Below are 12,796 nucleotides of genomic sequence, written 5' to 3'. Positions count from 1 at the left end.
TAATTAGGGAGTTAGTCGCCGGAGATCAAGGACATGGAGCTCGGGTTTCCGCGGGTGGAGTTCATCGTGAAGCTCGCCTTCCACGGCAGGTACCGGTCATCGGAGGACTCGATGACATCACCGGCGGTCGTGAACGCCCTCCGGCGCACCCGCAGCAGCGGGGTGCCCACGGGGACTTCGAGGAGCCTGGCATCGTCATCGTTCGCTCCGACCGCATCGATCGTGCGTGACGCCCGGTTGATGTCGACGCCCTGGTCGATGAGCTCCTGATAGATCGACCCGGAATCCGTGTCGAAGGCCAACACGTGACGTCCGAACTCGAATGGATAGTTCAGCCTCTCGACCATGGCCGGAGCTTCGTCCATGAGCCGCAGCCGGAACACCGAGACGATCGGATCGCCCTCGGCGATCCGCAGGCTCGCGGCCAGGGATTTCTCCGCCGGCTCCCGCGCCACTCTTTGGGTGACCTGGCCGGGCACGATGTCCGAGGCGTGGCACCACTGGGAGAAGGAGATGACGTCGTCGAAGGACTGTGTGAGGACGTTGTCGAGCACGACCGTGCGCCTCCCCCGCCCCGAGGAGATCAGCCCCTCCCCGCGCAGAGCGGACATCGCCTGCCGCACCGGTCCGCGCGAACTCTCGAACTTCCGCGTCAGCTCCGCCTCGGAGGGCAGCTCATCGCCGGGCTGGAACGAGCCTTCACGGATCGCCGTGCGCAGATAGTGCGCGATCTCGTCATGCTGCTGACGGGTGCGGTGCCTCGGGCCGGTGGTCATGACCTCACTTCTCCTTCGACGGTGCTCATTCGACGGTTCAGAGGACAGCGCCTCAGAGTTGAGGAAGCGCTGTCTCGGTGAACTCGGCATGGCTCAACGAAGTCCGAATGTCACATTCAGGTGAACAGACATCAAACTTGTACATACATATCTTCATCTTATCCGACAACCGCACGAATATGAGGGAATGCCGACAACAAATCTCATCATCACCGGCTCAGGCATCCTCGGCCTGGCCACCGCATTCCTCGCCCGCCGACAGGGCCGCAGCGTCCACATCATCGACCGTTCCGACCGCCCCGTGGGCTCGTCCATCCAGAACTTCGGCCACGCCTGCTTCACCGGCCAGTCCGATGCCGCGCAGCCGATCGCCTCGAAGGCCCGCGAGGGCTGGCTCGACGCCGCGGCCGCCACGGGACTCTGGGCCGCCGAGACCGGAACCTTCATCCCGGCCATGACCGAGGCCGAGCTGACCGTCCTCGAGCAGTTCGCCGCCCATCGCGGCCCCGACCAAGTTCGACTGCTCGACCCGGAGGCGATCGTCGAGGCGGTCGGCAACCCCGACCTCCCGGCCATCGGCGGCGCACATCTGCCGCAGGACATGCGCGTCGACCCGCGACAGGCCGCCCCGAGAATCGCCGCATGGCTGGCCGGCCAGGGCGTGGAATTCACCTGGAACACGCACGTCACCGCGGTGGCCGACGGCACCGTGTCGACGACACGCGGGAACTTCCACGCCGAGCAGGTCGTCGTCTGCCCCGGCTATCAGCTGACCAGCCTCTTCCCCGAGATCGCCGAATCCCACGAGATCCGCATCTGCTCGCTCGTCATGTCGCTCATCGAGGCCCCGCAGCACATTCCGACCGGCTTCGCGATGCTCACCGGCACCTCCCTGGCCCGCTACGACGGGTTCGCGGCGATGCCCGGCGCCGAGGCGCTGCGCCACGACCTCGACGAACGGGAACCGGAGCTTCGCGGCTGCATCGTGAACCTCATGGTCACCGACATCCCGCAGGGCCTGCTCATCGGCGATTCACACGCCTACGACCTCAGCCCGGAACCCTTCATCGACGAGAAGATCGGCGCACTGCTGCTCGATCGGGCCACCTCGATGCTCGGGATCGAGAGCCCGCGGGTGCTGCAGCGGTGGCTAGGAATGTACGCCGACAGCCCGACGACGAACCTCGTCCTCGAGCGCCCGGACGAACGCACGACCGTCGCCGTCGTCGCCTCGGGGATCGGAATGACCCTGTCGTTCGGCATCGCCGACCTCATCCTCTCCGGCGGCACCGCCGACATCTGAGGCCACTCCCCTTCCCCGCCCTGACACCGACAAACCCAACCGGCCCCGAGGTGGTCGCGCCCATCCGCGCGACCACCTCGGGGCCGATTCGCTGCCCTCAGAGATGCGACGCCCGGCCGCACCCACCCGACCATTTCAGTGACCGCCGCCACGATACGTCGGGGTAACTCCGAACCGACCGTGAAGTTGTCATGTCCAATCGGTGAACTGCCTCTACTTGTATAGACATTCGCCGGTGATCTCGGCACGATGAATGCGAACGATCACCTCAGCGCCTCTGCCGCACTGCTCTCCGAAAGGCCATTCGCCATGACCATGACCTCCCTCCTCCGCTCCACAGCGGTCCGGACCTTCACCGCCGGTCTCCTCGCCCTGCCTCTGCTCGCCGCCTGCGGCAGCTCCGGAGGAAACGGCGACGGTACGATCACCTTCGCCGCCGTCCCCGCCGAATCCTCCTCGACGCTCGAGTCCTCCTTCGAGAACGTCACGAAGCTGCTCGAAGAAGAGACCGGCAAGAAGGTCGAATTCCAGAACGCCTCGGACTACGCCGCCGTCGTCGAAGGCATGCGCGCCGGCCAGATCGACGCCGCTTCCTTCGGGCCTTTCGCCTACGTCATCGCCAAGGACTCGGGCATCAACATCGAACCGGCCGCGGCACCGACGAACGACAAAGCCAAGGATCCTGCCTACACCTCGCTGGCGTATGTGAAGAAGGGCTCCGACGTCAAGGACATGAAGGACCTCAAGGGCAAGAAGGTCTGCTTCGTCGATGCCGCCTCCACCTCCGGCTACCTCGTGCCGATGAAGGGACTCCAGGACGAAGGCATCGACATCGACAAGGACCTCGAACCGGTGATGTCCGGCGGCCACGACGCCTCGCTGTTGTCGCTGAACTCCGGTGACTGCGATGTCGCCTTCGCCCACGACGCCATGCTCGCCACCCTCGAGAAGTCCGGCCAGGTCGACAAGGGCAGCCTCGAACCCATTTGGGAATCAGACCCGATCACCGAGGACCCGATCGCGGTGAATAACGACTCCCTCGACGCCGATACGGCCGCGAAGATCACCAACATCCTGCGCGAGAAGGCCAACGTCCCGGCGATGGTCGAGGCCGGAATCTGCGACTCCGAGGACGACTGCGTCCTGCCCGAAGAGATCACGTACGGCTACAAGGAAGTCTCCGATTCGGACTTCGATTCGATCCGCGACATCTGCGACGCCACCCAGGCCGACGCCTGCAAGAACATCGGCTGAGAAGGATGACCATGACACACTCACACACCATTCCCCGCCCGACCACACCGGAACTCCAGAAGGAGATCGACTCCATCTATTCCGTCCAACTCGACCATGTGACGAAGGACTTCGGCGGCGGAGTCCTCGGCCTCGACGACGTCAACCTGGGTTTTCGCACCGGCGGAATCAGCGTCCTCCTCGGCCTCTCCGGCTCGGGCAAATCCACCCTCCTGCGCCATATCAACGGACTGCACACCCCCACCTCGGGGAAGGTGCGCGTCCTCGGTGAGGACATGGACCGGCTGCGCCGCTCGGAGCTGAAGGCCGTGCGCCGCGACATCGGCGTCATCTTCCAGTCGTTCAACCTCGTCGGCCCGATGTCCGTGCTCGAGAACGTCTGCGCCGGGGCGCTCGGATCGCTGCGCGGACCGCGCATCACCCTGATGATGTACCCGAAGGCCATCCGCCGCGAAGCCCTCGAGAAGCTCGACCGCGTCGGTCTGGCCGACCGCGCCTACCAACGTGCCGATACGCTCTCGGGCGGTCAGCAGCAGCGGGTCGCGATCGCCCGCGCACTCATGCAGCACCCGAAGGTGCTGCTCGCCGATGAACCGGTCGCCTCCCTCGACCCGGTATCGGCCCGCGACGTCATCGACCTGCTGCGGCAGATCTCCGCCGAGGATGACCTCACCGTCATCGCCTCACTGCACCAGGTGCAGCTGGCCATCGATTTCGCCGACCGGATCATCGGTCTGCGCACCGGTCGGGTCGTCCTCGACCGCAAGACCGCCGGGCTCAGCGCCGAGGAGGCCTCCCAGATCTACTCGAGCGTGTCCGGAATGGACACCGCCACCGAGGCGAGCGAGCGAGCCGGTGCGACCACTGCCGGATCGCAGACCGCGACGTCCGGCACCGAGGCGGGCGCCCGGGTGGGAGCCACCCGATGAGTCTCGTGCTCGACCGAGAGGCTCCCGCCGTCGTCGAACCGCGGCGTCCCCGCCCGTCGGGGAACTCCGCCGTCGCCGTCATCGTGCTCATCGGCCTCGCCGTCGCCGGTGCCTGGTCGGTGTGGTCGCTCGGGATCGACATCGCCACGATCGCCTCGTCGTTCGACAATGCCGTGCGGTTCTTCTCCCGCATCGTCCCGCTCGACTTCCCGGCGTTCGGTGAGACCGTCTCGCTTGTCGTCGAGACCTTGGCGATCGTGTTCCTGGCGACTCTGCTCTCCGTCGTGCTTTCGATCCCCGTCGCCCTCTTCGCCGCTCGCCCCACCCGGATGGGGCGCGGTTCGCAGTGGACGGCGCGCACCCTCATCGTCCTCGCCAGAGCGATTCCCGACCTCGTGCTCGCCATCGTGTTCCTTCGGATGTTCGGCCTCGGCGCCACGGCCGGCATCATCGCCATGGGCATCCATTCGGTGGGGATGATCGGCAAGCTCTACGCCGATGCCATCGAAGAGCTCGACGACGGACCCCGCGAATCGATCGAAGCCGTCGGCGGCAGCCGCTCCCAGCAGATCCTCACCGCGATCCCGCAGACGCTCATGCCGCAGCTCATCGCCACGGCTCTGCACCGCTTCGACATCAACCTGCGCACCTCGGTGCTGCTCGGCTATGTCGGCGTCGGCGGAATCGGCCTGGCCATCGCGGACTCCCTGCGCACCTTGGACTACCAGCGCGGGATGGCGCTGGCGGTCATCGTGCTCGTCCTGTGCATCGTCATCGAACTCGTCTCCGGCTCCATCCGGGCCGCGCTCATGGCCTCGACGGGGGCGAAGATCACCGGCGGCACCTGGGTCGACCGGATATTCAACCGGGGTCGGGCCACCGGGGTCGGCGATCTCACGCTCACCCCACCGTGGAGCGTGGCGCGGTTCCGTCGTTTCGCCTCGGCGGCGGTGCTCATCGTTCTCACCATCGCCGCCCTGTGGCGGGTGGACGTGTCATGGTCGGCCCTGGCCGCGGGTCTGCTCGACCTGCCGCAGACCGTGGCCCTGTTCTTCCCGCCGTCGACCGGCGGGACGCTTACCAACCTCGTCGAACAGCTGCTCGTCACCATCCAGATCTCACTGGCGGCGACGTTCATCGGGGCGATCCTCGCGGTGCCCATCGGCATCCTCGCCGCCCGCAACGTCGTGGCGAACCAGGCGGTGCACGAGACGTTCCGCGTCCTCGTCGTCATCGTCCGCGGCATCCCCGAGCTCATCCTCGCGATCATCTTCGTCGTCATCTCCGGACTCGGCGAGGTGGCCGGAACACTGGCGCTGTCCATCGGCGCGATCGGCCTGCTCTCGAAGCTCATCGCCGACTCCATCGAGGAGACGGACCTCCAGGTCCAGGAGGCGATGCGGGCCACCGGAGCCGGCGAGGCGCAGGTGTTCTTCTCCGCCACTCTGCGGCAGGCGGCACCGGCATTCGTCGCCCACATCATGTACCTGCTCGACACGAACATCCGCTCGGCCACGCTGCTCGGCGTCGTCGGCGCCGGAGGCATCGGATTCCTGCTGCTCAACGCCTCGCGGGTCAACCAGTTCGATGTCGTGACGATGGTGCTCATCTTCATGGTCGCCGTCGTCCTCGCAGTCGAGGCCCTGTCCATGTGGCTGCGCCGAGCCGTGCGCTGAGCCTGCGCAATCAAGTCCACCCGCCCACCGAAGTTTCCGTCCGCCGACCAAGCGGACGAAGCAGAGCCCACGAACTCGCGTGGGCACCACCGCAAGAGAAAGAGAATCGACATGACTGAACTTGCCGTCTTCGACATGGCCGGAACCACCATCGACGAACGGGACGAGGTCTACCGCGTGCTGCGCGAGGCCACCGAACGAGAGGGCGCAGACTACTCCGATGAGGTCTTCCAGAAGTGGATGGGCACGGAGAAGCACTGGGCGATCGAGAATCTGCTTCGCCTCGGCGGAATCGAGGTCACCGAGGAGGTCCACGAGCGGGCTTGGCATTGGTTCCGTGCCGAGCTGCGCGAGACCTACACCAAGAATCCTCCGCGTCCGCTGCCCGGAATCGAGGAGGCCCTGTCGACCCTGCGTGAGCGTGGGATCAAGGTGGGCCTGACCACCGGGTTCTCCCGCGAGATCGCCGTCCTCATCTTCTCCACCATGGGCTGGGCGCCGGGTGAGACCTTCGACGTCGCGGTCACCGGCGACGAAGTGCCCGCCGGACGTCCGGCGCCGGACCTGATCAACAAGGTCATGGACACGGTCGGGGTCACCGACCGCGCTGCCGTCGTCAGCGTGGGAGACACCTCGGCGGATATCGAATCGGCACTCAACGCCGAGGTCACAGCCGTGGGCGTGCTCACCGGGCACCTGAGCCGAGAGGATTTCGCGGCCGAGGGCGCGCACCTCGTCCTCGATTCCGTGGCGGATCTGCCCGCGGTCCTCGCCGAGCAGGAAGCTGCGGTGGTCGCGAAGTGAAATCGACCGTCCCCGATTCGACGATGACCGGCACCGAGGCGGCCGATCGTGGCCGCGCGACCGCTCAGCCGTTTGCCCAGGTGTGGACGGGAGGCTCGGAATTCGAGCTCCGCACGTTCGACCGGCCGCAGCTGGCACCGGGCGAGAGCCTCATCCGGCTGACCGCGGCGACGGTGTGCGGGTCCGATCGGCACACCGTCAGCGGACGTCGGTCGGGGGCATGCCCCTCGGTACTCGGCCACGAGGGCGTCGGCATCGTCGAGGAGACGCGCGGGGATGTGCCCGTCGGCACTCGCGTGGTCTTCTCGGTCACCTCGGTGTGCGGTCAGTGCCGGAACTGTCGGCGCGGGCTGAGCGCGAAATGCAGCTCGGTGCGCAAGGTCGGCCACGAATCGGCCGAGTCGGATTGGGCGCTGTCGGGCACCTACGCCAGCCATATCCACCTGCCGGCCGGGGTGGCGATGGTCCCGGTGCCGGATTCGCTGCCCGACGGGGTGGCGGCGACCGCGGGATGCGCCGTGGCCACCGTCATGGCGATGTGTGAAGCAGCCGGTGACCTGCGGGGACGACGGGTGTTCGTCAATGGCATCGGGATGCTCGGGTTGACCGCGGTCGGAGCCGCTCTGGCCCGCGGTGCGGCCGAGGTCGTCGCCGCCGATCCGCACCCGGACCGCCGCTCTCTGGCCGACCGGGCGGGGGCGACGCGGTCCGTTGAACCAGGTGAGGAGATCGCTGATGTCGAGGTCGCTCTCGAGCTCTCGGGTGCCGAGTCAGGGGTGCGCTCCTGCATTTCGCCGTTGGGTGTCGGGGGCGTTGTGGTCCTCGCCGGCAGCGTGACGCCGGGGCCGCAGGTGTCGATCGATCCCGAGCAGATGGTGCGCGGATGGCGCACGATCACCGGAGTCCACAATTTCGAACCTCACCACCTGGCCGAGGCCGTGGACTTCTTGGCAGCCGACGGGGCTGCTCTGCCGTGGAAGGACATCCTCGGCGGCCCGATCCCCTTGGCTGACTTGCCCCAGGAATTCGCGTCCCCGCCAAAAGCCCTCCGCACGATAGTCTCCCTCTAATTGCTACCTGACGGCGGCCCAGATACCTCGCGCGAGGTTGCTGGGCCGCCGTCGGGTAGTAATTACCTCACTAGGCAGGGCTTCTTGGCGTCGAAGGTCCAGCCGGGGACCAGGTACTGCATGGCGACCCGGGGTCTCCTCTAATGGATCGACGCTCCAGCGGTCTCCCGCAATATTGACATTGTGAGTTTGAACTCATATCGTGAGTCAGCAATGACTCACGCACACACACATAGGAGTGTTGATGTCCGACGTCGCCATCATCGTCAATACAGCCATCGCGGTTGTCGCCACTGTTGTATTGATCGTGCGCTTCAAGGTCAATCCAGTCATTTCCCTCGTCATCGGTTCGCTCTACCTCGGCCTCATCACAAGGATGGGAGTGGAGAAGACCGTCGAGACGATCACCAAGGGTTTCGGCGACATCATGGTCGACCTCGGACTTCTCATCGCCTTCGGCATCCTGATGGGATCGATCCTCAACGCCACCGGAGCGATTTCCCGCCTCGTCGATGGGCTGCTCCGCATTTTCGGCTCCCGCGGCATCCCCTATGCGCTGGGGACTGCGGTCGGAACTGTGTTGCAGTCGATCTTCGTCGATGTCCTTCTCGTCATCACTGCACCGTTGGCCAAACGCGTCGGACACAGGATCGGTCGCTTCGGAACTCCGAAGATGGCCGTCGCAATGGCCGTCGGTCTAGAGTGCGGCATCGTCTTCACCGTCCCCGGCGTCGGCGCACTCGCCCTCGCCGGACTCCTCGGCGTCCCCCTGGGCAAGATGCTCGTCTTCGGTCTGCTCGTCGTCGTGCCCACCGTCCTCCTCACCATCTTCATCACCTCATTCCTCTTCCGCCGGGGCTGGTGGAAGGAGGAACGAGACGAACAAGAAGTCGAGAAGGAACTGGCGGAGGCGACCTCAACCGCCGGTTCTGCGGCTGGGACGTCCACCGCAGGAGCCCGCTCTTCGGCTGGTGCATCATCAGGTGCCGCCAGGACATCGTCACAGCCTGATGACCCTTCCCGTCCCGCCGATGAAGGCGGTGCCGTCATGACCGCGACGGCCGAGTCGACGTCAACCCATCAACCACCACTGTGGCTGCTCTTCGGTCCGTTGCTGCTGGCCCTGTTCTTCATCGCCGGTGGCGCGGTGGCCGACATCGCCGGATTCACGCCCGGTTGGGTCCTCTTCTTCGGCGAGCCCAACATCGCTCTGCTCATCGGGCTCCTCGGAACTATGGTCGTTGCGCACTTCTGCATCGGACGCGAAGGCATCGAAGATGCCGTCACCAGCGGCTTCCGGGAGAGCGGCCAAATCCTTCTCCTCACCGGGGTCGGCGGCTCCCTGGCCGCTGTGGTCACCGAAGCCGGCATGGGCGACATTCTCGGAGAGGTCTTCTCTGCGAGTACCGTGGCTCCTCTCCTCGTCGTCTGGGGCATCGCCGCAATCCTCCACGTGGCCGTCGGCTCCGTCACTCTCTCGGCGATCACCGCCGCCGGGCTCCTCGCTCCCGTGGCACCGAGCATCGGACTCGACCCTGTGCTCATCGCCCTCGCGGCCGGCGCCGGTTCACTGTTCATCATCCACGTCACCTCGAATACCTTCTGGCTGCTGCAGACCCTCCTCGGCCAGACAGTCCGCGGAGCCCTGAAGACCGTCACCGTCTCACTCTCCATCGCTTCCGTCGTCGCTCTCATCTGCGTCCTGGCCCTGAGCCTGTTCATCTGAACCACCGAAAGGATTCCCCTTGACTGCTGCCGCCCCCACTCCCGGGGACATGCCCACGCTCCTGACGACCACTTCACAATCCGAGGCGCCACTTCCCCTGGAAGGTGTGCGTGTCATCGAACTCGGCAACTACATTGCCGCTCCCACCACTGGGCGCCTCCTCGCAGACTTCGGCGCCGAAGTGATCAAGATCGAGCGCCCGCACACCGGGGACGAACTGCGCAATTGGCGGCTGCAGAAGGGCAGTGTGTCCATGCTCTACCGGACGATAAATCGCAACAAGAAGTCCGTGGAACTTGACCTTCGCTCGGAAATCGGCCGCCAGGCGATCCTCGATCTCGTCCGCGACTCCGATGTCCTTCTCGAGAACTTCCGTCCGGGCACGCTTGAGCGTTGGGGGATCGGACCTGACGTCCTGCACGCGGTCAATCCGGACATCATCATCACGCGCATTTCTGCCTTCGGACAGACCGGTCCGCTCGCCGAGCGCCCGGGCTTCGCCGCCGTCGCCGAGGCCTTCAGCGGATTCCGCAACCTCGTCGGCGACCCCGACCGCGCTCCGGTCCGGGTCGGAGTCTCAATCGGCGACTCCATCGCCGGACTCTACGCCGCTTTCGGCACCGCCATTTCCCTATTCCAACGCCTCGCACTCCGCGATGCACAACACCACGCCACCACTGGACCAGACCAGACGTCCGATGCGGAACCCGCCAGCCGCTCAGCCGCACCCAACCGGATGGTCGACGTCGCATTGCACGAGGCGATGTTCTCCATGCTCGAATCCCTCGTCCCTGACTACAGCGCCTATGGAACTGAACGCGAGCGCACCGGCGGACGGATGGAGGGCATCGCCCCATCGAACGCTTATCTGTGCGGCGACGGCGGCTCCATCGTCGTCGCGGGCAATGGAGACGGAATCTTCAAACGGTATATGGAAGCCATCGACCGGCCGGATCTCGCCGAGGACCCCGACCTTCAGACCAACGCTGGACGGTGGAACCGCCGGGACGACCTCGACGCCGCAATCGGAGCGTGGACCCTCACCCGCACCGTGTCCGACGCACTCAACACTCTCGATGCCGCCGGCGTCCCGGCCGGAGCCATCCACACAGCCGCGGACATCGTCAACGAGCCCCAATTCATCGCGCGCGACATGATTCAGTACCGCGAGGTGTCGACCGGCGAGGAGACGCTCACCGAGGTGGGATTCCCTGGAATCGTCCCTGTAATCGGCGAGAGGTCTCTGCCGATCCGTACGCTCGGGCCCGACCTCGGCGCGCACACTGAGGAGATCCTCGGCGACCGCCTTGGAATGAGCACCGCCGACATCCGCATGGCCACGAAGAAGGACTGAAGGAGTTCCCTTGACCGCCGCTTCCACAACTCCCATCCTCCGCGACGTCACATTGCGCGACGGGCTCCAGCTCACGGGAAAGTTGCTGAGCACCGAACGCAAGGTTGCCGTCGTCAGAGCTCTCATCTCCGCCGGCGTCGAGGAGATCGAGCTCGGTTCCATGGCCCGCCCCGACCTCGTACCGCCGATGGCCAACACGCTCGAAGTCGTCGAGGCGCTCACCGAGGACGAACTCGCCCACTGCTGGATCTGGGTGGCCACTCCCGGTCAGGTCCGACGGGCCGTCGACGCCGGCATCACCAACATCCAGTACTGTCTGTCCGTGTCCGACGCTCACAACAAGGCAAACATCGGCCGCGACACGGAGACCAGCATGTCTGCCTTCCCCGAGAGCTTCGACATCGTCAGGTCCGCGGGCGGACGCATCCAACTGTGCCTGGCGACGTCGTTCACCTGCCCGTTCGACGGCGAAGTCGACCCGCAACGGGTACTGGCCATTGCCCGCGATCCGCGCGCGATCGACGCCGACGACATCGTCATCTGCGACACACTGGGTCAGGCCGTGCCGGCCCAGGTGTCGTCGCTCATCGCTGCCGCAGCCGAGACGAACAGAGACCGCCGGGTCGTCTTCCACGGCCACGACACATGGGGTTTGGGAGTCGCCAACAGTCTCGTGGCCGCTTCTGCCGGTGCCGCAGTCCTCGATGGAGCTCTCGGCGGACTCGGCGGATGCCCGTTTGCTCCGGGTGCCAGCGGCAATACTTCGAGCGAGGACTTGCTCTTCGCCACTCGTCCTGAATGGCTGACGCCGGGGACGTTCGCCGACCTCGTCGAGCTTTCGGAATCGATCACCACTGAACTCGGTGAAGAACCGCGATCAAAGGCTGCACAGGGCGCCCGCTCCAAGGCGGAGGCCTTTCCCTGGGTGATCCCTACGACCTGATTGCGAAGGATTGGCCAATAGAGGTCGTAGACGAACCGGTGCATTCGGACTGCGGAATATCCGCGGCCGACGATCAGGATTCCGCGGCCTCGCCGGGGAAGCGTCCGCCGAGGAGCCGAGTGATCCGTTCGGCCGCGTCGACGACAGGTTCGATCCATTCCTCGCAGACCTCGCGGGGCATCCGAAAGACAGGACCGTTGATGGAGACCGCCGAGGTGATCCTCGCTCTGGCATCGAAGACCGGCGCCGAGAGTCCCGATGCGCCCGATTCGCGTTCGCCAATGGTGATGGCGAACCCGTCAGCTTTCGTCTGCGCGACCACTTGACGCAATTCGTCCGGCGAGGTGATCGTCGCATCCGTGAGCGGGTCGAGCGTGGCATCGAGCAGCTGCTCCATCGCTTCAGGATCCCATGCGAGCAGGACCCGTGAGGCCGAGCCGACATGCAAGGGCATCATCTTCCCAACATGCAGCTCCCGGCGCAGCGCATGCCGGGTCTCGGCCAGGCCGATGCACACTCGGTAGTCGCCTTCCCGCCGGAACAGCACAGCCGATTCCCCAGTAAGATCCCGCAGCTCCCTGAGCACCGGGATGACGACATCGTGTTCATCCCGCCCAGTCGTGGCCGGGGCCGCCCAGAAGGCCATCCGCATGCCGATCCGGTACTTGTCCTCAGTCTTCTCGAGGAACCCCTGCTCGACGAGGTTGGCGACAAGTCGTTGGACGGTCGATGCCGGCAAGCCAGTCGCGTCGCGGATATCAGTGAGCGTCCGTTCCGGAGCACGCAGCGAGAAGGCGTCGAGGATCGCAGAAATCTTCCCGAGCACCAGAAGTTGGTTCTGACGCCCGGCTTGCTTGTCCGCATCGGTCATGTTTGCCAGCTTAGTCGCGATGGACTCAACGTGCCCCGCCCAGAACTACGTGACGGCGGCCCAGATACCTCGCGCGAGGTATCTGGGCCG

Annotated in this window: 11 protein-coding genes; 9 read left to right on the top strand and 2 right to left on the bottom strand. The window is 65.7% G+C overall.

Going from position 1 to position 12,796, the window contains the following annotated elements:
* Window positions 1–11 precede the first annotated feature (11 nt).
* Window positions 12–776 (bottom strand): GntR family transcriptional regulator, encoded by a 765-nt coding sequence (locus AC239G_RS01370; RefSeq protein ID WP_487489619.1) that lies wholly within the window; start codon window positions 774–776, stop codon window positions 12–14.
* 187 nt (window positions 777–963) lie between these two features.
* On the opposite strand from AC239G_RS01370, the gene AC239G_RS01365 reads away from it, so the two are divergent.
* From AC239G_RS01365 to AC239G_RS01325, 9 genes are all read left to right on the top strand, one after another.
* Window positions 964–2,079 carry a TIGR03364 family FAD-dependent oxidoreductase gene (locus tag AC239G_RS01365; RefSeq protein WP_487489618.1) on the top strand — a complete coding sequence of 372 codons (1,116 nt, stop codon included), beginning with the start codon at window positions 964–966 and terminating at the stop codon, window positions 2,077–2,079.
* A gap of 249 nt (window positions 2,080–2,328) precedes the next feature.
* Window positions 2,329–3,333, top strand: a complete 1,005-nt coding sequence (locus AC239G_RS01360) for a phosphate/phosphite/phosphonate ABC transporter substrate-binding protein (protein ID WP_487489617.1) — start codon at window positions 2,329–2,331, stop codon at window positions 3,331–3,333.
* Window positions 3,334–3,344: 11 nt separating this feature from the next.
* Entirely contained in the window at window positions 3,345–4,262 is a 918-nt protein-coding gene (gene phnC, locus AC239G_RS01355; protein ID WP_487489616.1) for a phosphonate ABC transporter ATP-binding protein, read from the top strand.
* Window positions 4,259–5,938, top strand: coding sequence for a phosphonate ABC transporter, permease protein PhnE (gene phnE, locus AC239G_RS01350; RefSeq protein WP_487489615.1), 1,680 nt, complete (start codon window positions 4,259–4,261; stop codon window positions 5,936–5,938). The genes phnC and phnE overlap by 4 nt, the downstream gene beginning before the upstream one ends.
* 111 nt (window positions 5,939–6,049) lie before the next feature.
* A complete protein-coding gene (locus AC239G_RS01345; RefSeq protein WP_487489614.1) occupies window positions 6,050–6,742 on the top strand; it encodes a phosphonatase-like hydrolase in 693 nt (230 codons plus the stop codon).
* The gene (locus AC239G_RS01340; RefSeq protein WP_487489613.1) at window positions 6,739–7,812 is read left to right on the top strand and encodes an alcohol dehydrogenase catalytic domain-containing protein; all 1,074 of its coding nucleotides are present in this window, start codon (window positions 6,739–6,741) and stop codon (window positions 7,810–7,812) included. The genes AC239G_RS01345 and AC239G_RS01340 overlap by 4 nt, the downstream gene beginning before the upstream one ends.
* A gap of 244 nt (window positions 7,813–8,056) precedes the next feature.
* A complete protein-coding gene (locus AC239G_RS01335) occupies window positions 8,057–9,538 on the top strand; it encodes a GntP family permease (protein ID WP_172172731.1) in 1,482 nt (493 codons plus the stop codon).
* A gap of 49 nt (window positions 9,539–9,587) precedes the next feature.
* Window positions 9,588–10,892 (top strand): CaiB/BaiF CoA transferase family protein, encoded by a 1,305-nt coding sequence (locus AC239G_RS01330; protein ID WP_139467894.1) that lies wholly within the window; start codon window positions 9,588–9,590, stop codon window positions 10,890–10,892.
* 10 nt (window positions 10,893–10,902) lie between these two features.
* Window positions 10,903–11,835: a beta/alpha barrel domain-containing protein gene (locus tag AC239G_RS01325; RefSeq protein WP_139467848.1), complete on the top strand. Its 933-nt coding sequence runs from the start codon at window positions 10,903–10,905 to the stop codon at window positions 11,833–11,835.
* 73 nt (window positions 11,836–11,908) lie between these two features.
* Here the strand turns inward: AC239G_RS01325 and AC239G_RS01320 are convergent, their stop codons facing one another.
* Window positions 11,909–12,706 carry an IclR family transcriptional regulator gene (locus AC239G_RS01320; RefSeq protein WP_139467847.1) on the bottom strand — a complete coding sequence of 266 codons (798 nt, stop codon included), beginning with the start codon at window positions 12,704–12,706 and terminating at the stop codon, window positions 11,909–11,911.
* Between the last annotated feature and the right edge of the window lie 90 nt (window positions 12,707–12,796).

This window comes from Brevibacterium sp. Lmc1, assembly GCF_057654315.1.
This window is presented reverse-complemented; position numbering and strand designations above follow the sequence as displayed.